This window comes from Kitasatospora sp. NPDC054768 (genome assembly GCF_053612025.1).
The window spans coordinates 14,130-41,078 of the sequence record NZ_JBSHBN010000080.1; the positions used below are offsets into that span (position 1 = coordinate 14,130).

The 26,949-nt window shown below is 74.7% G+C and carries 14 protein-coding genes and 1 pseudogene; all 15 read left to right on the forward strand.

Annotated elements, in window-relative coordinates; genetic code table 11:
- Positions 1 to 174: 174 nt before the first annotated feature.
- A pseudogene (locus ACWGKU_RS23095) lies at positions 175 to 7,245 on the forward strand (amino acid adenylation domain-containing protein); the annotation flags it as partial.
- Positions 7,246 to 7,349: 104 nt separating this feature from the next.
- Complete coding sequence (locus tag ACWGKU_RS23100; RefSeq protein WP_401045256.1) at positions 7,350 to 8,396, forward strand: SAM-dependent methyltransferase; 1,047 nt, start codon at positions 7,350 to 7,352, stop codon at positions 8,394 to 8,396.
- The gene (locus ACWGKU_RS23105) at positions 8,396 to 9,427 is read left to right on the forward strand and encodes a pyridoxal phosphate-dependent aminotransferase (protein ID WP_452179970.1); all 1,032 of its coding nucleotides are present in this window, start codon (positions 8,396 to 8,398) and stop codon (positions 9,425 to 9,427) included. Before ACWGKU_RS23100 ends, ACWGKU_RS23105 begins: the two co-directional genes overlap by 1 nt.
- A gap of 195 nt (positions 9,428 to 9,622) precedes the next feature.
- Complete coding sequence (locus tag ACWGKU_RS23110; protein ID WP_380355216.1) at positions 9,623 to 10,882, forward strand: MFS transporter; 1,260 nt, start codon at positions 9,623 to 9,625, stop codon at positions 10,880 to 10,882.
- Positions 10,883 to 11,035: 153 nt separating this feature from the next.
- Positions 11,036 to 12,133 carry a 4-hydroxyphenylpyruvate dioxygenase gene (gene hppD / locus ACWGKU_RS23115; protein WP_401045264.1) on the forward strand — a complete coding sequence of 366 codons (1,098 nt, stop codon included), beginning with the start codon at positions 11,036 to 11,038 and terminating at the stop codon, positions 12,131 to 12,133.
- The gene (locus tag ACWGKU_RS23120; RefSeq protein ID WP_380548029.1) at positions 12,130 to 13,281 is read left to right on the forward strand and encodes an alpha-hydroxy acid oxidase; all 1,152 of its coding nucleotides are present in this window, start codon (positions 12,130 to 12,132) and stop codon (positions 13,279 to 13,281) included. Before hppD ends, ACWGKU_RS23120 begins: the two co-directional genes overlap by 4 nt.
- Before the next feature lie 65 nt (positions 13,282 to 13,346).
- A complete protein-coding gene (locus tag ACWGKU_RS23125) occupies positions 13,347 to 14,576 on the forward strand; it encodes an aminotransferase class I/II-fold pyridoxal phosphate-dependent enzyme (RefSeq protein WP_401055362.1) in 1,230 nt (409 codons plus the stop codon).
- 288 nt (positions 14,577 to 14,864) lie between these two features.
- Entirely contained in the window at positions 14,865 to 17,435 is a 2,571-nt protein-coding gene (locus tag ACWGKU_RS23130) for a lantibiotic dehydratase (RefSeq protein WP_452179969.1), read from the forward strand.
- 49 nt (positions 17,436 to 17,484) lie between these two features.
- A complete protein-coding gene (locus ACWGKU_RS23135) occupies positions 17,485 to 18,870 on the forward strand; it encodes a B12-binding domain-containing radical SAM protein (protein ID WP_401055025.1) in 1,386 nt (461 codons plus the stop codon).
- Between the two features lies 1 nt (position 18,871).
- The gene (locus ACWGKU_RS23140; protein ID WP_452179968.1) at positions 18,872 to 19,966 is read left to right on the forward strand and encodes an arginase family protein; all 1,095 of its coding nucleotides are present in this window, start codon (positions 18,872 to 18,874) and stop codon (positions 19,964 to 19,966) included.
- Positions 19,963 to 21,015, forward strand: a complete 1,053-nt coding sequence (locus ACWGKU_RS23145) for a hypothetical protein (protein ID WP_452179967.1) — start codon at positions 19,963 to 19,965, stop codon at positions 21,013 to 21,015. The genes ACWGKU_RS23140 and ACWGKU_RS23145 overlap by 4 nt, the downstream gene beginning before the upstream one ends.
- A gap of 48 nt (positions 21,016 to 21,063) precedes the next feature.
- Positions 21,064 to 22,008: a PHP domain-containing protein gene (locus ACWGKU_RS23150; protein WP_452179966.1), complete on the forward strand. Its 945-nt coding sequence runs from the start codon at positions 21,064 to 21,066 to the stop codon at positions 22,006 to 22,008.
- Positions 22,005 to 24,638 (forward strand): lantibiotic dehydratase, encoded by a 2,634-nt coding sequence (locus ACWGKU_RS23155; RefSeq protein WP_452179965.1) that lies wholly within the window; start codon positions 22,005 to 22,007, stop codon positions 24,636 to 24,638. The genes ACWGKU_RS23150 and ACWGKU_RS23155 overlap by 4 nt, the downstream gene beginning before the upstream one ends.
- Positions 24,635 to 25,909, forward strand: a complete 1,275-nt coding sequence (locus ACWGKU_RS23160; protein ID WP_452179964.1) for an MFS transporter — start codon at positions 24,635 to 24,637, stop codon at positions 25,907 to 25,909. The genes ACWGKU_RS23155 and ACWGKU_RS23160 overlap by 4 nt, the downstream gene beginning before the upstream one ends.
- The gene (locus ACWGKU_RS23165; RefSeq protein ID WP_452179963.1) at positions 25,906 to 26,808 is read left to right on the forward strand and encodes a phosphotransferase family protein; all 903 of its coding nucleotides are present in this window, start codon (positions 25,906 to 25,908) and stop codon (positions 26,806 to 26,808) included. Before ACWGKU_RS23160 ends, ACWGKU_RS23165 begins: the two co-directional genes overlap by 4 nt.
- Positions 26,809 to 26,949: the final 141 nt, after the last annotated feature.

Here is a 26,949-nt window from a genome sequence, read left to right on the forward strand (position 1 = left end):
CGCCCCCCCGGCCCCGGGGGCCTTGGCGGCCCCCCTCACCCAGGGCCTGCCGGGGGGGGGGAGGGGGCCCCCCCACGGGGCGCGCCCCGCCCCGGCCGCACGACCGCTCCGCCCTACCGGACAGAGCAGCCCCACCAGCCACAACAGCCGTACGTCGCCAGTCGGAGGCAGACCTTGATCCCGTTGTCGTTCGCCCAGCAGCGGCTCTGGTTCATCGAACAGTTCGAGGGACCGAGCGCCCTCTACAACACTCCGTTCGCCCTCCGGCTGACCGGCGGGCTCGACGCCGCCGCCCTCGAAGGGGCGCTCGGCGACGTGGTGGACCGGCACGAGGTGCTGCGCACCGTCTTCCCCACCACCGACGGCCAGCCCCACCAGCACATCCTCACCGAGGGGCGCCCGCCGCTGCACCGGGTTCCGGTCGCCGACGAGGCCGAGCTGCACGCGCTGATGCACGAGGCCGCCGGGCAGGTCTTCGACCTCGCGGCCGACCTGCCCGTCCGGGCCTGGCTGTACGCCCTGCCCGCGCCGGACGAGCACGTCCTGCTGCTGCTGACGCACCACATCGCCAGCGACGGCTGGTCGGTCGGCCCGCTCTTCCGCGACCTCGCCGAGGCGTACCGGGCCCGGCTGGCCGGCACCGAGCCGCAGTGGGAGCCGCTGCCGGTGCAGTACGCCGACTACACCCTCTGGCAGCGCGAACTGCTCGGCGAGGAGGACGACCCGGAGAGCGTCGTCTCCCTGCAACTCGCCCACTGGCAGAAGGAGTTGTCCGGCCTGCCGGAGGAGCTGGCACTCCCGTACGACCGTCCGCGCCCGGGTCGGCCGAGCCGCCGCGGCGGCGCCGCCGACTTCGAGCTCGACGCCGAACTGCACGGCGCGCTCACCGAGTTGGCCTCGGGCCGGCACGCCAGCCTGTTCATGGCACTGCAGGCCGCGGTCGCCACCCTCTACACCCGCCTCGGCGCGGGCACCGACCTGCCGCTCGGCACCCCCGTCGCCGGCCGCACCGACGAAGCGCTCGACGACCTGGTCGGCTTCTTCGTCAACACCCTGCTGCTGCGCACCGACACGTCCGGAGACCCGAGCTTCCACGAGCTGCTGGACCGGGTCCGGCGCGCCAACCTCGACGCCTACGACCACCAGGACATCCCCTTCGAGCGGCTGGTCGAACACCTCAACCCCACCCGCACCCCCGCCCGCCACCCGCTCTTCCAGACCGTCGTCACCCTGAACGCGGAGCGGGCCGACGACCTCGCCTTCGGCGCCGCGACGGGCACCCCGGTCGAGGTCGGCGAGGCGCAGGCCCAGTTCGACCTCAACTTCAACTTCGTCGAGCGGCTCGCCCCCGACGGCACCTGCCTGGGCGTGCGCGCCGCCGTCGACTACGCCGCCGACCTCTTCGACCACGCCACCGCCGTCTCCCTCGCCGAACGGCTGGTGCGCGTGCTGCGCGCCGCCGCGGCCGCCCCGGACGCGCCGATCGGCGGCATCGAGATCCTCGACCCGGCCGAGCGCGAGCAGCTGCTCACCGGCTGGAACGGGCCGGCCGCGCCGGTCGACGAGCGGAGCCTGCCCCGGCTGTTCGAGGCCCGGGCCGCCGCCACCCCCGACGCCCTCGCCCTGGTCTCCGACACCGAGCGGCTCGACTACACCGAGCTGAACGACCGCGCCAACCGGCTCGCCGCCCTGCTGCTGGAGCGCGGCCTGACCACCGAACAGCCGGTCGCGGTCCTGATGGAGCGCTCCGCCGGACTGCTCACCGCCGTCCTCGCCATCGCCAAGGCCGGCGGCACCTACGTCCCGCTGGACGACCGCTACCCGCTGGACCGCCTCCAGCACATCCTCGCCGACACCCGTACCGGCCTGCTGCTCGTCGACCCCGCCCACCAGGGCCATCCGGTGCTCGCCACCGAGGGCTTCGCCACCGTCGAGGTCACCGCGGCGCTGCTCGCCGAGGCCCCCGCGGCGGGCAACCCGGCCGTGCCGGTCCTGCCCGGCCAGCTGGTCTACGTGATGTACACCTCGGGCTCCACCGGGGTGCCCAAGGGCGTCGCCGTCACCCACCGCAACGTGGTGGACCTGCTGGGCAACCCGCACTTCCGGGCCGGGCACCACGAGCGCGTGCTGCTGCACTCGCCCACCGCCTTCGACGCCTCCACCACCGAGATCTGGGCGCCGCTGGTCACCGGCGGGGCGATCGTCCTCGCCGACCCCGGCGAGCTGGACATCCGCCGCCTCGCCGAGACCATCACCACCCACGAGGTGACCCTGGTCCAGGCCCCGTCCGGCCTGCTGCGGCTGATGGCCGACGAGAACCCGGCCGCCTTCCGCAACGTCCGGCAGGTGTGGACCGGCGGCGACGTCGTCCCGCCGGAGTCCGTGCGCCGGCTCCACCGGGCCTGCCCGGACACCGACGTGGTCGCGGTGTACGCGCCCACCGAGACCACCGCCATCAAGACCACCTTCACCATGAGCCCGGGCGAGCCCGTCCCCGCCGTGGTCCCGATCGGGAGCCCGCTGAACAACACCCGGCCGTACGTGCTGGACACCGCGCTGCGGCCGGTGCCGGCCGGCGTGGCCGGCGAGCTGTACCTCGCCGGGGCCGGCCTGGCCCGCGGCTACGTCGGGCGCCCCGGCCTGACCTCCGAGCGCTTCACGGCCTGCCCGTTCGGCGAGCCCGGCAGCCGGATGTACCGCACCGGCGACCTGGTCCGCTGGACCGCCGACGGCGTCCTGGAGTTCCTCGGCCGGGCCGACGACCAGGTCAAGATCCGCGGCTTCCGGATCGAACTCGGCGAGGTGGAGGGCGCGTTCACCGCCCTCCCGGCCGTCGGCCAGGCCTTCGCCGTGGTCCGCGAGGACCAGCCGGGCGACAAGCGCCTGGTGGTGTACGCCACCGGCGAGGGCGATCCCGCCGAGCTGCGCGCCGCCGTCGCCGACAGCCTGCCCAGCTACATGCTCCCGGCCGCCGTGGTCGTCCTCGACGCCCTCCCGGTGACCGCCAACGGCAAGGTCGACCGCCGCGCCCTGCCCGCCCCCGACTGGACCGGGACCGGCGAGGGCCGCGCCCCGCGCACCGACACCGAGCGGGCGCTGTGCGAACTGTTCACCGACGTCCTCGGGTTGGACCGGATCGGGATCGACGACAGCTTCTTCGACCTGGGCGGCCACTCACTGCTCGCCACCAAGCTGGTCAGCCGCGTCCGTACCGCGCTCGGCGCCGAACTGCCCGTCCGGGCCCTGTTCGACGCCCCCAGCGTGGCCGCGCTGGCCGCCGTCCTGCCCGCCCCGGGCGCCGCCCGTCCGGCCCTGCGGCCGGTCGAGCGGCCCGAGCGCGTCCCGCTCTCCCCGGCGCAGCGACGCCTCTGGTTCATCGACCAGTTCGAGGGCCCGAGTGCGCTCTACAACACCCCGTGCGCGGTCCGGCTGACCGGACCGGTCGACGCCGACGCGCTCCGCACGGCCCTGGCGGACGTGCTCGACCGCCACGAGGTGCTGCGCACCGTCTACCCGACCACCGACGGGCAGCCGCACCAGCTGCTCCTGGAGACCCCCGAACTCCCGCTGCACACCGTGCCGGTGGACAGCGAGGAGGAGCTCGCGCGGGCGCTGGCCGAGGCCGGGTCGCAGGTCTTCGACCTCGCCCGCGACCTGCCGGTGCGCGCCACCCTGCTCTCGCTGCCCGGCGAGGAGCACGTCCTGCTGGTGCTGATGCACCACATCGCCACCGACGGCTGGTCCGTGGTCCCGCTGCTGCGCGACCTCGCCGAGGCGTACGGGGCCCGCCTCGCCGGCGCCGCCCCCGACTGGCGGCCGCTCGCGGTCCAGTACGCCGACTACACCCTGTGGCAGCACGAGCTGCTCGGCACCGACGAGCGGCCCAGCGCCCTGCTGAGCGAGCAACTCGCCTACTGGCAGCGCACGCTGGCCGACCTCCCGGAGGAGCTGACGCTCCCCTTCGACCGCCACCGCCCCGCCGCCCCCAGCCGCCGGGGCGCCGCGGTGGAACTCCGGACGGACGCCGCACTGCACGCCTCCCTGGCCGAGTTGGCGCAGCGGAGCCGGGCCAGCGTGTTCATGGTGATGCAGGCCGCGCTGGCCACCACCCTGAGCCGGATCGGCGCGGGCACCGACCTGCCGATCGGCACCGTGGTGGCCGGGCGCACCGACGAGGCGCTGGAGGACCTGGTCGGGTTCTTCGTCAACACCCTGGTGCTGCGCACCGACACCTCCGGCGACCCGAGCTTCCGGGAACTGGTGGAGCGCGTCCGGGTCGGCACCCTGGACGCCTTCGAACACCAGGACGTGCCCTTCGAGCGGCTGGTCGAGCTGCTCAACCCGGTGCGCTCGACCGCCCGCCACCCGCTGTGCCAGGTGATGCTGACCTCCGGCGGCGAGGCCGGGGGGATCAGCCTCGGCGGCCTGCCCGGCCGGGTCGAGCAACTGGACTCCGACCTCGCCAAGTTCGACCTGACCTTCGCCTTCAGCGAGAGCTTCGACGCGGACGGCGCGCCCGCCGGGCTGGGCCTGACGGTGGAGTACGCCGTCGACCTGTTCGACCGGTCCACCGCCGAGGCGACGGCCGCCCGCTTCGAGCGCGTCCTGCGCGCGGTGCTGGCCGACCCGGACCAGTCCGTGGGCCGCGTCGAGGTGCTGGCGCCCGAGGAGCGCGAGCAGCTGCTCACCGGCTGGAACGACACCCGGGAGGACCTCCCGCCCGGCACCTTCCCGGCGCTCTTCGAGGCGCAGGCCGCCGCCCGCCCGGACGCCGTCGCGCTCTCCTTCGGCACCGAGCAGGTCACCTACGGCGAACTCAACGAGCGCGCCAACCGCTTCGCCCGGCTGCTGATCGAGCACGGCGCGGGCCCCGAGCGGTTCGTCGCGATCGCCCTGGAACGCTCGATCGAGCTGATCGTCGCCCAGCTCGCCGTACTCAAGGCCGGCGCGGTCTTCCAGCCGCTGGACCCGCGCTACCCGGCCGACCGGATCGCCTACATGCTGGACGACGCCCGGCCCGCGCTGGTCCTCACCAGCAAGGCGCTGGCCGACGGCCTGCTCGCCGACAGCACCGTCCCGCGGCTGCTGATCGAGGACCTGGACGCCTCCGGCCACCCGGCGCACGACCTCACCGGCACCGCGATCACCCCGCACTCGGCCGCGTACGTCATCTACACCTCGGGCTCCACCGGCCGCCCCAAGGGCGTGGTGGTCACCCACACCGGCCTCGCCGCCATGGTGGAGGGCCAGCGCCGGGGCCTGGCCGTCACCCCCGACAGCCGGGTGCTGCTGTTCGCCTCGCCGTCCTTCGACGCGGCCGTCTGGGAGCTGGGCATGGCCCTGCTCACCGGCGCCCGGGCCGTCCTCGGCGACGCCGACCAACTGCTGCCCGGCCCCTCGCTGACCGACCTGATCGCCGAACAGGGCGTCACCCACCTGACCCTGCCGCCGACCGCGCTCGCCGTGCTGGCCCCGGACGCGCTGCCGCAGGGCGGTACCCTGGTGGTCGCCGGCGAGGCCTGCCCGCCCGACCTGGTCGAGCACTGGTCGGCCCGGCTGCGGATGGTCAACGCCTACGGCCCGACCGAGTCGACCGTCTGCGCCAGCATGAGCAGCCCGCTCAGCGGCCGGACCGCCCCGCCGATGGGCCGGCCCGTGCCGGACACCCGGCTCTACGTCCTGGACGCGGCGCTCCAGCCCGTCCCGGCCGGGGTCGAGGGCGAGCTGTACATCGCGGGCGCCGGCCTGGCCCGCGGCTACCTCAACCGGCCGGGCCAGAGCGCCGAGCGCTTCGTCGCCGACCCGTACGGCACCCCCGGCAGCCGGATGTACCGCTCGGGCGACCTGGTCCGCCGCCAGGCCGACGGCACCCTGGAGTACCTGGGCCGCACCGACCACCAGGTCAAGATCCGCGGCTTCCGGATCGAGCCCGGCGAGATCGAGGCCGTGCTCGCCCGGCACCCCTCCCTCGCCCAGGCGTTCGTGCTGGTCCGGGAGGACCGCCCGGGCGACCGCCGGCTGGTCGGCTACGCCGTCGCCCACCCCGGGCACGCGGTCGACCAGGCCGCCCTGCGGGCCCACGTCGGCGCGACCCTGCCGGACTACATGGTGCCCTCGGCGATCGTCGCCCTGGACGCCCTGCCGCTGACCGCCAACGGCAAGGTCGACCGCAAGGCCCTGCCGGCCCCCGACACCGCCTGGCTCGGCTCCGGACGGGCGCCCGCGACGCCCCGGGAGGAACTGCTCTGCGGCCTGTTCGCCGATCTGCTCGGGCTGGAGAAGGTCGGCGTGGACGACAACTTCTTCGAGCTGGGCGGGCACTCGCTGCTGGCCAGCCGGCTGGTCGCGGGCCTGCGCGAACTGGTCGGCGAGGGCGAGGAGATCGGCGTCCGCACGCTGTTCGAGGCGCCGACCGTCGCCCGGCTGGCCGAGCGGCTCGCCCAGGGCCCGGCCGCCGAGAGCTTCCCCGTCCTGCTGCCGATCCGCACCCGCGGCTCGCGCCCGCCGCTGTTCTGCGTCCACCCGGCCGCCGGCATCAGCTGGGTCTACACCGGCCTGCTGCGCCACCTCGACGCCGAGCAGCCGATCTACGGACTCCAGGCCCCCGGCCTGGCCGACCCGACCGCGCACCCGGCCTCGGTCGAGGACCTGGCCCGCACCTACCTGGCGCAGATCCGCTCCGTGCGCCCCGAGGGCCCGTACGCCCTGCTCGGCTGGTCCTTCGGCGGGGCCGTCGCCCACGCGATCGCCGCGCTGCTGCGCGAACAGGGCGAGGAGGTCCGGCTGCTGGCCCTGCTGGACGCCTACCCGGGCACCGGCGAGCCGGGGCCCGAGCAGTGGCGGGACGACCCGGCGCAGCTCGCGGTGATCCTCGACTCGCTCGGCCACCCGGCCGGGGAGATCACCGCCTGGCCCGCGGACGAGGACGGCTACGCCGCGCTCGTCCGGGGCGACGAGGGCCCGCTCGCCGGCCTCAGCGGCGCCGGGGTGGCCCGGGTGGTCTCGGTCTTCCAGTCCAACGCCGAGCTGTCCCACGAACTCCCGCTGCCCGGCTACGACGGCGACGCGGTGTTCTTCACCGCCGCCAAGGACCGGCCGGCCGACGCCCCCGACCCGGAGAGCTGGCGCCCGCACCTGGGCGGTCGGCTCGACGTCCACGAGGTGCCGAGCACCCACGGCGCGATGACGGGCTCCGAAGCGCTCGCCGTCATCGGCCCGGTGCTCGCCGCCCACCTGACTCCCTGACCCGCCCGCACCACCGACTCGACACCCCTACCGACCGCAGGCGACCGACCTGCGCACACCACGCGGGCCGCACCCGGCCCGCCCACGGAGAAACGGACACCACCATGACCACTGCGGCCATCCCCGACACCTGGCGTGGCATCACCCCGTCGCCGATCACCTCGACCGACGCCTACAACGGCTTCATCGCCGCCAACGTGATCTTCGCGCTGGACCGGATCGGCCTGCTGGAGACGATCGGGCGCGGCGAGCCGCTCTCGGCCGCCGAGGCCACCGCCCGGGCCGGCGACACCGCCCGTACCGAGGCCGTGCTGCGCGCCGCCGCCGACTACGGCTACCTCAAGGCCGACGGCGACGCCTACCTGCCCACCGAGGCGGGCCTGGAGATCGCCGCCGCGCGCGGCTACTTCACCTGGGCCGTCGGCGGCTACCACGACGTGTTCGGCCGCGCCGGCCACCTGAGCGCCGGCACCCACCGCTACGACCAGGACGTCTTCCGCGACGAGGCGATGGTCGCCCTCGGCTCCGCCCAGTGCGACCAGTCGCTGTTCGCCGCGCAGCTGACCGACGTGCTCAACGGGATCGACTTCCGCACCATCGCCGACCTGGGTTCCGGCACCTCCGCCCGGGTGCGCCGCGTGGTCTCGCAGCGCGAGGGCACCCGGGGCCTGGGCATCGACATCAGCCGCCCGGCCACCGACATCGCCCGCCGCGACATCGTCGAGGCCGGCATGCAGGACCGGGTCACCGCCGTCCGCGCGGACGTCCTGGGCCTGCTCGGCACCCAGATCGACAACGACGCCGAGGCCGCCGAGGTGGCCGAGGTCGACACCGTGATGAGCTTCTTCCTGCTGCACGACCTGCTGGCCGACCCGGCCACCCGCTCCTCGATCTTCACCCGGATGCGGGAGGCCTTCCCGAAGGCCCGCACCTTCGTCCTCGGCGACACCATGCTGCGCGACCCGGGCACCTCCGACGGCGCCCAGCCGGTCTTCTCGGTCGGCTTCGAGCTGGCGCACGCGATGATGGGCGTCCCGCTGCACACCAAGGCCACCTACGAAACCCTCTTCACCGACGCCGGCCTGCGGATCGACCGCGTCGAGGCGCTGGCCACCCCGCACTCCTGGCTCTACGTCCTCCAGGCCGACTGATGGCCGCCCCGTCGACCGCCAGACACCTGCTGGCACAGAACGAGCACCCGTACCCGCCGCTGCCGTCGGTGCTGGCCGCGCTGGCCGGGGCCAGTGCCGACCTGCACCGCTACCCGGACTTCCGGCCGGAGCGGATCGCCGGGATCGTCGCCGACTGGCAGGGCGTCCCGGCCGGCCAGGTCGTGGTCGGCCACGGCTCGGCGGGCGTGGCGCTGGACCTCTTCCACACGGTGGTCGAGCCCGGCGACAACGTGGTGCACTCGGATCCCTGCTTCGACGCGTACCCGCTGTTCTGCGAGATCGCCCGGGCCGAGGCCCGGCCGGTCCCGCTCGGCCCCGACGCCCGGCACGACCTGGCGGCGATGGCCGAGCGGATGGACGAGCGCACCCGGATCGTCGTGCTGTGCAATCCGCACAACCCGACCGGCACGGTCTACTCCTGGGCCGAGCTGACGGAGTTCTTCCGCCAGGTGCCGTCCACCGCGCTGATCCTGCTCGACGAGGCCTACGTCGACTTCGCCCGGGACTGGCAGGCCCCGGACGTGCCGGCCCGGATCGCCGAGTGGCCGAACCTGGTGGTGCTGCGCACCCTGTCCAAGTCCCACGGCATCGCCGCGCTGCGGATCGGCTACGCGCTGGCGGAGGAGTCGGTGGCCCGGCGGGTGCGGGACCACCAGGTGCCGTACGCGGTGAACCGGCTCCAGGAGGCGGGCCTGCTCGCGGCCGTCGCCGCCGAGGACGAGATGGCGCGCCGGATCGCCGAGATCGCCGCGGAGCGGGAGCGCACCGAGGCCGAACTGCTGCGGCTCGGCTGGACGGTGGCGCCCAGCGTCACCAACTTCCTGTGGGTCGACGCCCCCGGCGACCAGCTCCCGCTGCGCGCGGAGCTGGAGCGCCTGGGCGTCGCCGTCCGGTACTACCCCGGCCGGGGCATCCGGGTCGCCATCGGCGAGAAGGACGCCAACGACGCGGTGATCGAGGGTTTCGCCGCCGTCGCACCGCTCGCCCCGGCCCACCCCGTCGCGCCCTGAACCGCCCGGCGCCCTGAGCACCCCGCGTGCGTCAGGGCGCACCCCGGGCACCCGGGGCGCCGGCGGGCGCCCCGGCACCGGCGCACCACCGCACGGCCCTGTTCCACCGCACCACCGCACGGCCCCCGCACCACCCCGTTCCACCGCACACCCCCGCACACCCCGAAGCGCCGTCGGCGCAGCGAAGGAACCGCCATGCACCCGCTGTTGGCCCGCCCGGAGTTCCGGCGCTACCTCGCCGGGCAGACCCTGTCCGTCCTCGGTGACAGCGCCCTCTCCATCGCCCTCGGCATCTGGGCCAAGGTGCTGACCGGCAGCAACTCCGCCGCCGGCCTGGTGCTGTTCTGCTTCTCCGCGCCCCTGCTGCTGCTGCCGCTCGGCGGCCTGCTCGCCGACCGGGTCCGGCGCAAGCCGCTGCTGGTCGGGGTCAACCTGGCGGTGGCGGTGTCGCTGCTGCCGCTGCTGCTGGTCGACGGCCGGGACACGGTCTGGATCATCTACTGCACCGCCACGGTCTGCGGTCTGGCCGGGGCCGTCCTGGCCCCGGCGCAGAGCGCGCTACTGCGCAGCATCCTGACGGAGCGTCAGGACTTCGGCGCGGCGGCCGGACTGACCCAGAGCGCCCGGGCGGGCACCACGCTGGTGGCACCGCTGCTCGGCTCCGGGCTCTACGGCTGGTTCGGCGGGCACGTGGTGGCCGTGGCCGACCTCGCCGTGCTGCTGCTGGCGGCACTGAGCTTCCTCACCCTGCGGGTGGCGGAGGTCAAGCCGGAGCCCTCGGGCCTGCGTTGGCGCACCGAGGTGCTGGCGGGCTTCGTCCACCTGCGCGGTTCGGTCGGGCTGCGGCCGCTGGTGGTGGCCACCGCCGGCGCCGGCTTCGTGCTGAGCCTGCTCCAGCCGGTGCTGTTCGCGCTGACCCAGCACGGGCTGCACCGCTCGCCGCAGTTCCTCGGCGTCCTGGAGACCACCGAGGCGGTCGGCGCGCTGGTCGGCTCGGTGGTCGGCGGCCTGCTGATCGGCCGGCTCGGACCGCGACGGACGGTCATGGCGGGATCGGCGGTGTTCGGCCTCGGCATCGTCCTGCTGCTGGCCCCGTCGCTGTACGTGGTGTCGGCCGGCCTGGTGATCGCGGGCGCGGGCATCCCGGCCGCCCTGGTCGGGCTCGCCACCGCCGCCCAGGCGTCCACCCCGCCGCAGCTGATGGGGCGCGCCCAGGCGGCCGTCAACCTCTCGCTCACCGCGCCGCAGGCGCTGGCCGTGGGTGTCGGCTCCGGTCTGGTGGCCGCCCTGGACTTCCGGGTGGTGCTGGGCGTGATGGTGGTCGGCGCGCTGCTCGCGGCCGCCCACCTGATCGGCAAGCCGGAGGCCCCGACGGAGCCGCCGGAGCCCGAGGACGCGTCCGAGGGCGACGGCCCGGCCGAGCCGGAGGACGCCAAGGACCTCCAGCCCACCTGACCGGCCCCGGCGGGCCCACCGGCCCGCCCGCCCGAACTCCGCACCACGTGAACTCCCGTACCACCGCCGCGCGCACCCGCACCGCCGAGCACGTCCGCCCGCCCGATCGCCCCTCAGCACCCTCCCGTTCCTCCTCACGAGAGAGCTCCTCAGATGACCGACCGTTCCTCGCCCGCCGTCACCCCGATCCCCGTCGAGCTGGACCACGTCGAGTTCTACGTGGCCGACCTGGGCGCCGAGACCGCCAAGCTGACCACGGAGTACGGTTTCGAGCTGCTCGTCCCGCCGACCGAGCGCGGCGACATCGCCGAGCGCTGCCTGTCCGCGCTGGTCGGCCAGTCCGGCATCCGGCTGCTGATCACCCAGCCGCTGGCCGCCGGCCACCCCGCCACCGACTACCTGGAGCGCCACGGCGACGGCGTGGGCGCCCTCGGCCTGCGGGTGCCGGACGCCACCGACGCGTTCCGCACGCTGACCGCCCGCGGCGCCGCCGCCCTGCGCGAGCCGCAGGCCGCGGACGGCTGCGTCACCGCGGTGGTCGACGCCTTCGGCGACGTGGTGCACACCCTGGTCGAGCGCGGCCCCGAGGTCCCCGCCGGCCGCATCCCCGGCCTGCCGGACCCGGCCGCGCTGACCGGCGAGGGCGAGGTCGGCCTGCACTCCGTCGACCACTTCGCGGTCCTGATCCCGTTCGGCGAGCTGCGCAAGACCGAGCACCGCTACCGCGAGGTCTTCGGCTTCCGGACGATCTTCGAGGAGCGGGTCGAGGTCGGCACGCTCGGCATGGACTCGGCCGTCGTGCAGAGCGCCGACCGCAGCGTCACCCTCACCCTGATCGAGCCGCTCACCGCGGACGCGGGCGGCCAGATCGCCTCCTTCCTGGCCGGCCACGGCGGCGCCGGAGTCCAGCACGTCGCCTTCGCCGCCGAGGACGCGGTGCACTCCGTCGCCACCATGGCCGAGCGCGGCGTGCCGTTCCTGCGCACCCCGCAGACCTACTACGACGCGCTGCCCGACCGCCTGACGCCGCTGCGGCACTCCTTCGAGCAGCTGCGCGAGCTGAACCTGCTGGTCGACCAGGACCACGACGGCCAGCTGTTCCAGATCTTCACCCGCTCCCAGCACCCGCGGAACACCTACTTCTTCGAGGTGATCGAGCGCATCCGGGCCCGCAACTTCGGCAGCAACAACATCCGCGCCCTCTACGAGGCCGTGGAGCTGCAGCGCAACGCCGGCGAAGTGGCCGGATGAGCGCGTCCGTCCGAAGCGTTCCACCGGCCGGCCCGGCCGCCGGGCGCCCGGTGCTGTCCGTCGCGGAGTACGCCGACCGGGCCCGGGCCGCGCTCGCGCCCGAGGTCTGGGAGTGGCTGGAGGGCGGCGCGGAACGCGAACTGACCCTCGCCGCCAACCGGGCCGCCTTCGACCGGGTGGGCCTGGTGCCCCGGGTGCTGACCGACGTCAGCACCCGGGACACCGCCGCCACCCTGGTGCGCAGCCGGGCGGCCCTGCCGGTGGCGGTGGCGCCCGTCGCCTACCACCGGCTGTTCCACCCGGAGGGCGAGCTGGCCTCGGCCCGCGCCTGCGCGGCCGCGGGCGTGCCGTTCACCGTCGGCACGCTCAGCAGCGTCGGCTTCGAGGAGCTGGCGGGGACCGGCGCCACGCTCTGGTTCCAGCTGTACTGGCTGCGCGACCGCGGCCGGCTGCTCGACCTGGTCAGGGCCGCCGAGGAGGCCGGCAGCGAGGCCCTGGTGGTCACCGCCGACGTCCCGTACATGGGCCGCCGGCTGCGCGACGCCAGGAACGCCTTCGCGCTGCCCGCCGACGTCCGCGCGGCGCTGCTGGAGGGCGGCGCGGCCGGGCGGGCGCACGAGTCCACCGCCGCCGTCTCGGCGGTGGCCGCGCACACCGCCGAACTGCTCTCCCCCGGCGTCACCTGGGCCGACCTCGAATGGCTGCGCGGGGAGACCGAACTGCCGCTGGTGGTCAAGGGCGTGCTCGACCCGGCCGACGCCCGGCGGGCCGCCGGGATCGGCGCCGCGGCCGTGGTGGTCTCCAACCACGGCGGCCGCCAGCTCGACCGGGCGGTGCCCGCGGTGACGGTCCTGCCGGCCGTCGCCGAGGCGCTGGCCGGCGAGGACTGCCAGGTGCTGATGGACAGCGGGGTGCGCGGCGGCTCGGACGTGCTCACCGCGCTGGCCCTCGGCGCCTCCGGGGTCCTGCTCGGGCGCCCGCTGATCTGGGGCCTGGCGGCCGGCGGCGAGGCGGGCTGCACCGAGGTCCTCGACCTGCTCGCCGCCGAGCTGCGGCACGCGCTCGGCCTCGCGGGCTGCGCCGACCTGCGGGCCGCCGCCGAACTGCGCACCACCACCCTGCCCGGCACCACCTGGAGCACCCCGTGACCACCATCGCCGCACCGCACGACCTGCTGCTGGCGGGCCTGCACACCTCCCTCGCCGACCCGGCGATGACCTCGATGAACCTGCTCAACGAGATCTCCATCCGCTACCCGGAGGCGGTCTCCTTCGCGGCCGGGCGCCCGGCCGAGCAGTTCTTCGAGCTGGACGCCGTCCACCGCCACCTGGACCGCTACCTCGACCACCTGCGCACCGAGCGCGGGCTGAGCCAGGAGGCGGCCCGCCGCCAGGTGCTCCAGTACGGGCGGACCAAGGGGATCATCCACGACCTGATCGCCACCCACCTCGCGACGGACGAGGGCATCGAGGTGCCCGCCGAGTCGATCGTGGTGACGGTGGGCTGCCAGGAGGCGATGTTCCTGGTGCTGCGGGCGCTGCGCCGCGGTCCCGAGGACGTGGTGCTGGCCGTCTCCCCCACCTACGTGGGCCTGACCGGCGCGGCGCTGCTCGCCGACCTGCCGGTGCGGGCGGTGGCCGACGGCCCGGACGGCGTGGACCTCGCCGACCTGCGCCGCCGGCTGGCCGCCGCCCGCGCCGAGGGCCTGCGTCCGCGGGCGCTGTACCTGGTGCCGGACGTGGCCAACCCGAGCGGGGCCAGCCTGCCGCTGGAGCTGCGCCGGGAGCTGCTGGCGCTGGCCGCCGAGGAGGACTTCCTGCTGCTGGAGGACAACCCGTACTGCGTCTTCGCCGGTGACGAGCGGCTGCCCTCGCTCAAGGCGCTGGACACCGAGCGGCGGGTGGTCCACCTCGGCTCCTTCGCCAAGACGGCCCTGCCCGGCGCCCGGGTCGGCTACGTGGTGGCGGACCAGCTGGTGGCGGACGGGCGGGGAGGCACCGAGCTGTTCGCCGACCTGCTCGGCATGATCAAGAGCATGACCACGGTGAACACCTCGCCGATCGCCCAGGCCGTGATCGGCGGCGCGCTGCTGGAGCACGGCCACAGCCTGCGGGCCGCCAACACCGAGGTGGCCGCGCTCTACCGGCGCAACCTCTCGCTGGTGCTGGAGGGCCTGGCCGAGCGCTTCCCGCCCGGCAGCGGGGTGACCTGGAACGAGCCGCGCGGCGGGTTCTTCCTGGTGCTCACGGTGCCGTGCGTGGTGGACGACGCGCTGCTGGAACGCTCGGCCTCGGAGTACGGGGTGATCTGGACCCCGATGTCGCACTTCTATCCGGGCGCGGGCGGGGAGCACCAGCTGCGGCTCTCCGTCAGCCAGGTCGACCCGGCCACCCTCGACCGGGGGCTGGACGGGCTGGCCGCGCTGCTCGCCGCGCAGTCCTGACCCACCCGGAGGGGCGCCCCGCCCGGGGCGCCCCTCCGGCGCGTCCGGCCCCGACGGCTCGTGCCACGACCGACCCGACACCTGACCTGTCGTCAATTTCCGGACGAATGCGCCCCACCGAGGCCATCCCAATGGCCCGACCCTGCTGCACGACCTCGGAGTTTCGGCTGTCGACCGGTCAGTTCCGGCCGGAACCCGACGGGTTGACCACATCGTTATTGAAAGACCTCTCGACGTCTGGGTATGGTCACGAACTGTCGTGATCAAGTCAGCCATGAGGGGACGATCATGGACGAGCCAAGGCAGCGCCCCGACACCGTGCAACCCACGCAGGACGGCGGCCGGGGGTGGTCGCTCGCCCCGGTCGCGATGCTGCGTCACGCGGGCTACCCGCTCTCGCTACTGGACCGCGTCGTCGACCGTCCGACCGCCCGGGCCGCCGACACCGTCCTCGCCCTGCGGGACGAAGCCGTCGAACTGGGGCGGGAGTTGAAGGCCGCCCTGCGCGCGGAACAGGCCGGCACCCGGGGCGACCTCGCCTCCGGCGTCGGCATGCTCCGCCCCTTCCCGCCCGCCGACCTCGCCCGGCTCGAAGCCGAACTCGGCCCCGCCGCCCTGGACTCGGCCAAGCGCTACCAGGACGCGGTGCAGACCCTGGACGGCCACTGGAAGGCCTTCGAACAGGAGCACGGCGCCGCCCTCGCCCGGGCCCGCCGGACCGTCGTGGACCTGTTCCGCGAGCCCTCCCTCCAGCAGGTCCTGCTGCTGTCCAACGACGCCCGCTTCGAGGAGTTCACCGCCTGGATCGCCGCCGGCGGCACCGGGTCGGACGGACACGTCAAGCGGATGACCGACCTGCTCGCCATGTACCTCCAGCGGGTCACCACCAAGAACGAGACCCACTCGCACTTCGGCCCCCTCGCCGTCGCCCGGGCGGCCCCCGAGGGCACCGCCGCCACCGGCATCACCTGGTCCACCGGCCCGCTGCGCCGGATCGCCCTGCTCAGCCACTGGGCGGGCGAGGCGATGGCCGAGGTCTTCAGCGCCCGGCCGGAGGCCTTCGAGACGGTGCGCCCCCGCCGGCGCCCGCTCGCCTTCGCCGACGGCCCCCTGGTCCGGCTGTACGCGTTCGAGTCCACCACCGGCATGCCGGACGGCTGGCGCTTCGTCGCGGTGAAGTCCGACACCTTCGACACCCACCGCTCCTGGCTCTGGGAGCACTGCGACGGGGAACGCACGGTGGCGCGGCTGCGCGCCGCCTGGGCCGAACGCCCGGACCGCCCGGCCGACCTCGACTTCGACCACGTGCTCGCCGAACTCGTCGACCAGGACTGGCTGATCGGACGCTGGGAGATCCCGATCGGGTCCACCGACGTGCTGCGCTCGCTCGCCGGGCACCTCGCCGAGGACTCCCCCGACCTCGCCGTGGTGCGCCGCTTCGAGGACGGGCTGCGCCGCTTCGCCGAGGGCCCGACGGCGCGGCGCGCGGCCCTGCTCGGCGAGCTCAAGGAGGCCTTCGAGGAGGTCACCGGGTCGGCGGCCAACCGCTCCGAGGGCCGGCACTACGCCGACCGGAGCATCCTCTACGAGGAGGCGTACAGCCCGGTCGAGGACGTCGTCCTCGGCCCGGACGTCACCGGGCTGATCGGCCGCGAGCTGTCCGCGGTCTACGACCTGACCCTGCTCGTCCCCCGGCTGCGGATCCGCCGCGAACTGGAGGTCCTGCGGCACTGGACGGCACGGCGCTTCGGCCTCGGCACGCCCGTACCGCTGCCGGACTTCTACGCCGCCTTCTTCGCCGACAAGCCGCGCCTCGCCGCGCAGTGCGAGGAGGTGGACCGGGAGATCGAGGCGCTCGACCGCGAGGTCGTCGCCCTGCTGCTGGACGGCGCCGAGGACGGCCGGCCCGAGAGCGTCGTCGACCGGGCCCGGCTGGAGGAGCTCCTCGCCCGCCACCCGGACACCCCGCCCGCGCTGTGCAACCCGGACGTGATGCTCGCCGCGCCGGACGCCGCCGCGATCGCGCGCGGCGACTTCCTCGCCGTCGTCGGCGACTGCCACGCCGTGCGCGAGGCGCTCACCCACTCCAGCTTCGCCCCGATGCTCCAGGCCGAGGCGCCGGAGCTGCTGGACGAGATCCACACCCGGTACCGGGAACTGCTCGACGAGGACGAGGTGCTGGTCGACCTCTCCCGCTCGCACCCCGACAAGACCGGCGCCCAACTCACCTACCCCTGCCCGGACCTGGAGGTGTACGGGCTCTCCCCGAAGGCCCGCGGCGACGTCCTGCGGCCCGACCGGCTGTACCTGGTGGCCACCGCCGACCGGATGGAGCTGCGCGCCCACGGCCTGGCGGGCCGGCTGAAGCTGCTCGCCCCGCTGGCCGGCGGCCCCAGCATCCGCCAGGACCCGCTCTCCCCGTTCGCCTTCCCCCGGCACTTCGGCGGGGTCGGCATCCGCGACCGGGACCGCGACCACGTGCCCCGCATCCGCTGCGGCCGGATCGTGCTGCACCGGGAACGCTGGCGCATCCCCGCCGAGGCGCTGCGCGGCTGGAGCCCCGGCGTCCACCGGTCCAAGGGCGACGCCCCCGAGTTCGCCGCCGCCCGCAGGCTCCGCCGCGACCTCGGCCTGCCGCGCCACGGCTTCCTGAAGATCCCCGGCGAGCCGAAACCGGTCTACGTCGACTGGGAGTCCCCCCTCATCGTCCGGCAGGTCCTCCGGCTCGCCCGGAGGACGGCCGCCCCTCTGGAGTTCAGCGAAATGCTCCCCGCCCCGGAGCACCTCTGGCTCGACATCGACGGAGAACGTCACACCAGCGAGCTGCGTTGTGCGGTCTTCTCGCGCCGGTCCCACTGAGTGCTCCGCGTCGAGGACCCCACGCCCTCACCGACCGAAGGCACCGCTCATGACCAAGAGCTGCATCGTCCAGTTGCCCTTCCCCTCCAGCCACGACCCCGACCCGAACCTGTCGCGCTACTACGACGACTACGACCGGCGCTTCCGGGCCCTGCTGCCCGAGTACTTCATCCCGACCGACGGCCTGTGGGAGATGCCGCTGTGGGTCGCCCACCTGACCGCCCTGCTGAACACCGCGGGGCTCGACTCCGTCTTCCGCGACCTGTCCAGGACCCCGGCCGAGCCGGAGGACTGCGCCGAACCGCTGCTGGACGCGACCGCCCCCGGTGACCTGGTCCTGATGTCCCCGCTCGCCCAGAACCTCCGCCTCGCCCTGGAGGTGGCCAAGCGGCTGGAGCACGCCGGCCGGCGCGTCGTCCTCGGCGGGAACATGGCCCCGCTCGCCCCGGACGGCGCCGTGCACGCCGTGCACCGCGGCCAGCTCGACGCCGGCTTCGTGCGCCGCCTCGTCGAACTCGCCTCCGGCTCCGGCGGCAGCCTGGAGAAGCCCCTGCTGCCCGGCCTGGTCTCCGACCGGATCACCTGGGCGCCGGACTACCGCCACCTCGGCGGTTACCAGGGCCGGGTGCCGCTGCTGCGGCTCAACGCCAGCCACGGCTGCCTGTACCAGTGCTCGTTCTGCGGCGACGCCTGGAGCAAGCAGCTCACCCTGGTCGCCAAGGACGCGCTCGCCCAGGAGGTGGACGAGCTGACCACCCGGTTCCCCGACACCCGGCTCTTCTACATCGGCGACAAGACCTTCGGCCAGTCCCGCGAAGCCGTCGGCAACCTGCTGGACGTCTTCCGCGACCGCCCCGGCTACCGCTTCATCGTGCAGACCCACGTGATGCAGGTGAAGGAGTGGATCGTCGAGGCCATGCTCGAACTCGGCGTCGTCGCCGTGGAGCTCGGCTTCGAGTCGGCCGACTCGCAGATGCTGAAGCGGCTCAACAAGCTCTCCCGCGGCCTGGACGACTACACTTCGAAGATCCGTCAACTCAGCGACGCCGGGCTGAAGATCGTCCTCAACATGATGGGCGGCCTCGACGAGGAGACGGAGGCCGCGCACGGCCAGACCGTCGCCTGGATGCGGGAGAACGAATCGGCGCTGTGGCTCTTCAACCTGTACAACTTCGTGCCGTACCCGCTCACCCCGGACTTCCCCAGGCTGCGCGAGCGCATCTTCAACTGGGACTTCGCCGACTGGCGGGAGGACGCCCCGGTCGTCTACCGGCCCCGGCACCTGTCCCCCGAGGCCAGCTGGGACCTGTTCCAGGAGAAGATCGCCGCCGCGCACGACGTCATCCGTGCCCCGCTGCCCGTCGCCGCGCCCACCCCGCCCGCCGCGCCCACCGCACCCACGGCGCCCGCCGCGTCCGCCGTGCAGGAGGACTGACATGACCGAGCTCCCCGACTTCGAAGCGCTCCGGAACAGCGTCAAGCCCGAGGACTTCGCGCAGGACCCGCTGCCGGGCTGGGCCGGCGTCGGCACCCTGTTCGGCGCCCCCACCACCACCGCCGACCAGGTGGACGTCGGCGAGACGGGCTGGGTGGTGTCCGGCGTGCCCTTCGACGCCACCGCCAGCTCCCGCCCGGGCGCCGCGGAAGGACCGCGGGCGATCCGCCAGGCCAGCCTGGTCTTCTCCAGCTACCTCACCAGCCTCGGCCAGTGGCGGATGCTGGACACCCGCACCGGGCAGACCTTCCGCTACCACGCGCCCAGCGTCGCGGACGCCGGAGACCTGCACATCTACCCGACCGACACGGTGAAGACCTTCCAGGCCGTCGCCGCCGAGAGCCGCCGCCTGAGCTGCAACGCCCCGCGCCTGATCTTCCTCAACGGCGACCACTCCTGCACCTTCCCCACCTTCGCCGGCTTCCGCGCCGGACGGCTCGACCGCGGCGCCGGCCGGGTGGGGTTCATCAACATCGACCACCACTTCGACTTCGGCAACTGGAGCACCCTGCACGGTCCGCTGTACCACGGCTCCAACTCCCGCCGGATCAGCGAGATCCCGCGGATGCGCCCGGAGGACATCGCCTTCGTCGGCGTCGGGGACGTCACCAAGTACGACCAGTTCCGCGGCCTGCTCGACAGCGGCTTCCACGTCGTACCCGGCTCCTCCATCACCCGGGACGGCGCCGCCGCGGCCCTGCGCCCGGTGATCGAGGACCTCGGCTCGCGCTGCGACACCGTCTACGTCTCCCTCGACATCGACGTGCTCGACAGCGCCGCGGCGACCGGCACCGGGCACGTCACCATGGGCGGCATCGGCATCGGCGACCTCCTCGACGTCTACGAGGAGCTGCGGGCGCTGCCCGTCGGCGCCGTCGACATCGCCGAGATCGCGCCCCGCTACGACCCGTCCGGCGGCACCGCGCAGATCGCCGCCCGACTGCTCTTCGAGTTCCTGTTCCGCACCGACGTGGCCCCGGCCGAACTCGCGCCCTGGGCCCCCGGCACCCCCTCCGCACCCCAGGAGCACCGGTGAGATTCACCCCCCACGAAGCGCGGTTCGACTGCACCCCGCTGCTCTCCGACGCCCCCGCCGAGCGCGAGCGGGCATTGGACGCCCTCGCCGCCGAGGCCGTCGAGGTCATCCACCGGACCGGCTGGGCGGTCTTCCGGATCGGCCGGCTGCGGCTCGGGGTCGAGGACAGCCGGCGGCTGTCCACCTCCATCGTCGAACGCGTCCGCACCACGCTGATCGCCCGCGGCGCCCCCGCGCGGATGCGGCTGGAGGTCGACCGGGCGCAGCAGACCTACGTGCCCGAGGGCTGCGCCACCCGGACCCTGCTGCCCCACCACGACGGCCAGCACTGCTCGTACCTGACGCCCAGCCTCCAGGACGCCCCCGACTGGGACCCGGCCCGGCGCACCTACGGCGACTCCGGGTACACCACCACCCCCGCGCACAAGATGTACCAGGGCATCTTCCTGCCCGAGGTCGGCGAGGGGCTGAGCGTCACCACGTACTACGACTGGCTCGGCGTGATCGACGACGTGCTGGAGCGGCGCGGCATCGACCGGGGGCCGGACGCCGCGGCCACCGCGGCGCGCTGGCTCGGCGACAACCTGGCCCGCGGCCTGGAGCGCCAGCCGGAGCACGGCTGCGCCTACCCCTCGGTCGGCGCCATGCTCGGACTGGAGGAGCCGCTCTGGCACGGCCTGTCCTTCCACCACGGCGAGGCCGTGCTGACCAAGGAGGAGCGCCGGCGCTTCCCCGCCGCCGTGCCGCTGGCCCACGGCTGTCCGTGCGGCGAGTGCCGGGGCGAGGCGGCCCGGCTCTTCTGCCACCAGGTACTCATGGCCACCGGCCTGACCTGGGCACGGTTCCGCCGCCGCTGGGAGGTGCTCGCCCCGGGCGAGCACTGCGACCTGCTGCTCGGCCACAACCTGACCATGCTGCACGGCGGCCTGGCCGGCGGCGCGGGGCGGATCATCGAGCCGCTCTGCCTGGTCGTGGACGACCCGTCCGGCCCCGAGTACGAGCGCTGGCTGGCCGCCTCCTGGCGGCGCACCCTGCCCGGAGCCCGCTGATGCGAGGGGCCTGCTGATGCGGATCCGGCTGATGCGGAGGACCTGCTGATGCGGGGCGCGCCCGCCACCCTGGCCACCCCGGTCGACCTGCACCTGCACACCCGGCACTCGGACGGCGACGAGGCGCCGGCCGAACTGGCCCGGCGGTGCGTCGAGGCCGGCCTGCGGGTGGCCGCCGTGACGGACCACGACACCCTCGCGGGCGTCGCCGCCTTCGAGCGGGCCGCCGGCGGGCGCCTCACCGTGGTACCGGCCTGCGAGATCACCACCAGCTGGCGCGGCGAGGAGACCCACTGCCTGGCCTACTTCGTCGACCCCGGCGACGAACCGTTCCGGCAGCGGATCGGGCGCGTCCACGACGCCGAACTGGCCTGGTGGCGCACCTGGACCGACCGGGCGCGGGCCCTCGGGGTGCCGCTCGCCCGGGCCGACGTCGAGCGGCGCCTCGGCGGCGACCGGGTCGCCTACGTCAACGACTACCTGGCCCTGCTGCTGGAGGCCGCCGAGGGCGACCCCCGGTTCGCCCCGTACCGCGAGGGCGACGACCGCTTCGCCCGCCTCGTCGCCGACTGGTTCCGGCCCGGCCGGCCGCTGCACGTCGAACACCCGGTCAACCCCGACCTGGTGGAGGTGCTGTCCTGGATCGAGCAGGCGGGCGGGGTCGCCGTCCTCGCCCACCCCGGCCCGCTCACCGCCGGCCTGGACGCCCCGCAGTGCGCGGCGCTGCTGGAACCGCTGCGCGCGGCCGGCCTGGCCGGGCTGGAGGTGTGGACCAGCTGGCACACCCCGGCCGACAGCGCCCGGCTCGCCGCGGCGGCCGGACGGCTCGGCCTGGTCGCCACCGCCGGGTCCGACTACCACGGGGTGCGGGTCAAGCCCTGGGCGCCCAGCCCCGGCCTGCTGCCCGCGCTCCCCACCGACCCGCTCGCCGTCCTGGACGCCCTGCACGACCGGCGTCCTCCCGTCCACTCAAGTCCCCAGGTGAGGCTGTGACCACCGTCAACGACCCCCGGACCACCACCACCGAGCCCGGTGCGCGCGTCGCCTGGCAGCTCGCGCCGGTCGTCGTGCTCCGCCAGGCCGGCTTCCCGATGGAGCTGCTCGCCCCCCTGGCGGACCCGGCCGCCGCCGAGGAGGCCCGCGAACTCGTCGCCCACGGGCAGCGGTTGAAGGCGCTGGCCGAGGAATTCAAGGCCGCCCTGCGCCGGCACCCGGTGCCCGGCGCCGCCCGGCTCTCCTCCCCGGCCGGCTTCCTGCTGCCCGTCCCCGAGCCCGCGCTCGCCGCCGCGGCCGCCGCCGTACCCGCCGAGGCGGCCGCCACCCTGCGCGGCTACCAGGACGCCGCCCGGCACTTCGCCGAGGAGCAGACCCGCTTCGCCGCCCGGCACCAGGACCGCCTCGACCGGGCCGGAGCCGCCGTGGTCGAGGCCTTCGGCGACGAACGCCTGCGGCAGGTCCTGCTGCTCTCCAACGACTCCGCCTACCCCACCTTCGCCGCATGGCTCGACGGCCACGACGGCACGACCGGTCGGCGCACCCGCAAGATGACCGACCTGCTCACCATGTACCTCCAACGGGTCACCACCAAGAACGAGACCCACTCGCACTTCGGCCCCTTCACCCCCGGCCGCCTCGGCACCGCCCCCGGCATCACCTGGACCGGCGAGCGGGAGCTGGAACGGCACGCGCTGTTCAGCCACTGGGCCGCCGAGAAGCTCGCCCAGAGCGCCGCCGCCGTCCCCGGCCTGCTCGACCACGCCCGGCCCCGGCGCCGCCCGCTGTCCTTCCTGCGCGACGGGCGGATCGACCTGTACGCCTTCACCACCCGCGACGGCCTCGACACCGACTGGGACTTCCAGCACCTCGGCGGGCGGCCGGTGGAACCGTACGAGGCCTGGCTGTGGCAGCACTGCGACGGCGAACGCACCCTGCGCGAACTGCGGCAGGCCTGGCAGGACGAGCTGCCCGGCCCCGTCCCCTTCGACACGGCCCTCGCCGAACTCGCCGACCGCGAATGGGTGGTCGTCGAGTTCGAGATCCCGATCGGCGACCACCGGCCGCTGGCCGCCCTGCGCGAGCAGCTGCTCGCCGCCCCCGCCGAACCGGCCGCCCCGCTGCTCGCCGCGATCGACGGCTTCGAGGCGGACCTGACCCGCTTCGCCCGGCTGCCGCTGCCCGACCGCGCGGCCGCCCTCGCCGCCGGCAAGGCCCGGTTCGAGCAGCTGACCGGCGGCCCCGCCAACCGCAACAGCGGCCTGCACTACGCCGACCGCAGCATCCTCTTCGAGGAGGCCCGCGGCCGGCCCGCCGACCTGACCGTCGGCCCGGACCTCGCCCGCTTCATCACCGACGAGCTGTCCATCGTGTACGAGACCGTGCTGGCCGGCCCGCGCCTGCGGATGCGGCGCGAACTGGTCATCCTCACCCGGTGGGTGGCCGAGCGCTTCGGCCCCGGGGTGGAGATCCCACTGGACGTGCTCTACGCCGAGTTCTTCCGCGACCGGGACGCCATCGCCCGCGAGTGCCTCGCCGTCGAGGCCGAACTCGCCGAACTGGACCGGGCGATCGGCGCCGCCCTGCTCGGCGGGGCCGCGACCGACCCGGACCGCTCCGAGGTCGTGGTGGACCGGGACCGGATGGCGGCCGTCCTCACCGGCCGGCCCAGCAGCCCACCGGCCGTCTGCGACCCGGACGTCCTGTTCGCCGCCGCGAGCCGGGAGGACCTGGCCGAGGGCCGGTTCACCGCCGTCATCGGCGACTGCCACGCGGTTCGGGAGGTCATCACCCACACCAGCTTCGGCCCGCTGATCCAGGAGCACACCCCCGAACTGCTCTCCGAGGTGTACCGCGGCTACCAGTCCCTGCTCGCGGACGACGAGGTCCTCGCCAACCTGTCCCGCGGCCACCCCGACAAGTCCTCCACCCAACTCGTCTACCCCTGCCACGACCTGGAGGTCTACGGCCGCTCCGCGCAGACCCGCGACCGGGTCCTGCAGCCCTCCCAGCTGTACCTGGTGCTGCGCGGCGAACGGCTGGAACTGCGCGCCCGCGGCGTCGAGGGCCGGCTGCGGCTGATGGCGCCCCCGGCCGGCGGCCCGAGCATCCGGCAGGACCCGCTCTCCCCGTTCGCCTTCCCCCGCCACTTCGGCGGCGCCGGACTGAACGCCCCCCACCTCGCGCACATCCCGCGCATCCGCTGCGGCCGCGTCGTACTGCAGCGCGAGACCTGGCGCATCCCCGCCGAGCGGCTGCGCGACACCACCGCCCTCGGCCGGCCGACCGGCCGGGACGACGCCGCCCGGTTCGTCGCCGCCTGCCGGCTGCGCGCCGAGCACCGGCTGCCCCGGCACGTCTTCGTCAAGGTCCCCGGCGAACCGAAGCCGGTCTACGTCGACTGGGAGTCCCCCCTGCTGGTACGGCAGTTGGGCCGGCTGGCCGCCAGGGCCGAAGGCACCCTGGAGATCTCCGAGATGCTGCCCGCCCCCGACCAGCGCTGGCTGGAGGTGGACGGCCACCGGTACACCAGCGAACTGCGCTGCGCCGTCTTCTCTGCGGGGGACGGCGCCGGCGCCTGGGACAGCGCGCCCGCCGGGCCGGAATCCCTCCCGGAGCCGCGCGGGTGAGCACCGACACCGCCGTCCGTCCCGCCTCCGGCTACCACCGGGTCATCGGCGCCGCGGCCTCCTCCGCGATCGGCGACGGCATGCGCTTCGCCGCGCTGCCGCTGCTGTCCACCGCGGTGCTGCACGACGCCTTCCAGGTGTCCGCCGTCACCGCCGCGACCACGCTGCCCTGGCTGCTGTTCGCCCTGCCCGCCGGGGCCTACGCCGACCGCTTCGAACGCCGCCTGCTGATGGTCCTCGCCGACCTGCTGCGCGCGGCGGTGCTGGTCCTCGCCGTCGTGCTGCTCGCCGCCGACCGGCTGACCTTCTGGCCCCTGCTCACCGCCGCCTTCCTGCTGGGCGTCGGCGAAGTGCTGTTCGACTGCGCGTCGTTCGCCCTGCTGCCGAGCGTCGTTCCCGAGGAGCGCCTGGAGTCGGCGAACGGCCGGCTCTTCGCCGTCCAGACGATCGGCCGCGACCTGCTCGGGCAGGTCGTCGGCGGCGTGCTGTTCACCGTGGGCCGGGCCGTTCCGCTGCTGATCGACGCGGTCTCCTTCCTGGTCTCCGCGGTGCTGCTGCGCGGCATCCGCGGACCCGCCCCGGACCCCGAACCCGAACCCGAATCCGAACCCGGATCGCTTGCGGAGAAGCCCCGCCCCCGCCTGCCGGCGGACATCCGCGAGGGCGTCGCCTTCGTCCTGCGCGATCCGCTGCTGCGCGCCCTGACCGTCTCCGCCGGTGTCATCAACGCCGTCTACCTGGGCCAGATCGCCGTCTTCGTCATCCTGGTGCACGACGTGCTGGGGCTTCCGGACTCCGCGTACGGGGCGCTGCTGGCCGCCGGGGCGGTCGGCGGCGTGATCGGCAGCACGGTCGCGAGCCGGCTGTCCACGGCGATCGGCCGGGTCCCCGCGCTGGTCGGCGGCCTGGCCACGATGGGCGTCGCCGGCCTGGCGGTGGGGGCGACCGACCGGGTGTGGGTGGTGTCCGCCGCCTACTGCGCCACCGGCTTCGCCCTGATGGTCTGGAACGTCGTCGCCGTCTCGCTGCGCCAGACGATCATCCCGGACCGGATGCTCGGCCGGGCCACCGGCGTCTACCGGCTCTTCGCCTGGGGCACGATGCCCCTCGGCGCGCTGGTCTTCGGCCGGGTGAGCGCCTCCGCCGGGCCGCGCGCCGCCTTCGCCCTCGGCGGTGTGGTCACCCTGCTGACCTGCCTGCCGATCGCCTACGCCCTGCTGAAGGACGGCAGGGTGACCGACCGTCGCAAGACTCCCGAGGATGCGCAATGAGCGAGCGTTTCGCCGTACTGGACCGACTGGCCGAGCAGTGGGGCCTGAGCGGCCTCGAACTCGTCGGCAAGGGACTGGAGTTCACCGTCTTCCGGGCCCGGGGACGGGGCGGCGCGCCGGTCGCCGTACGGCTCGCGCACCGGCGGTTCGACTCCAACGCCAACGACCCGTACGTGGACACCCGCGCCCTGCTCGTCCAGGAGCACGCCATCGCCCGGCACCTCGCCGAGCACGGCCTGCCCGTCGCCCGGGCCCGGGAGCTGGTGCTCGCCGACGACCCGAACTCCCCCGACGTGCTGCTCTCCGACTACGTCGACGACGACGGCTCCCCGCTCGACTCCCACGCCCTCGGACAACTCCTCGCCCGGCTGCACCAGGTGGCGCCGCCGCGGCTGCACCCCGTCGCCGCCGAGGGCGGCAGCACGGTCGACGTCCTCACCACCCGGATAGGCCGACGCTGGGCCGAACTCGCCCGCCGCGTCGACGACCTGCCCGAGCCCCCGGCCGCCGACCTCCTGGCCCGCCACCTCTCCTCCCTCACCGGGACCAGCCTGCTCCACCTCGACGTCCGCAGCTCCAACATCCGCCGCAGCCGGGGCCGCATCACCGCCCTCCTCGACTGGTCGAACGCCCTGCTCGGCACCCCCGCCCTGGAGTTCGGCCGCCTCGCCGAGTACGCCCGCTACCCGGAGAACGACCTCGACCTGGCCGTCCTGCGCGCCGGCTACGCCACCGTCGCCCCCGTCCCCGACGAGGACGACCCCTGCCTCCTCGCCTGCCGCCTGGACGCCGCCCTGATGCTCGCCCTGGTCTTCCTCTCCGAAGCCCCCGACCCCACCCGCGGCCCCACCGCCGCCACCCACGCCCGCGACCTGGCGCTGCGCCTCACCCGCCCGTAGCGGCCGAACGGGGCACCGAACACTCGGACCACCCGCTCGCACCCGCCTGTCGGGGTCGTCCACGACCACAGCCGCAGTGACGCCGAGAGGTGCTCGCCCCCCTGTTTGGGCGGCGGAGGCGCGGCGGAGAGCGGGCGCAGG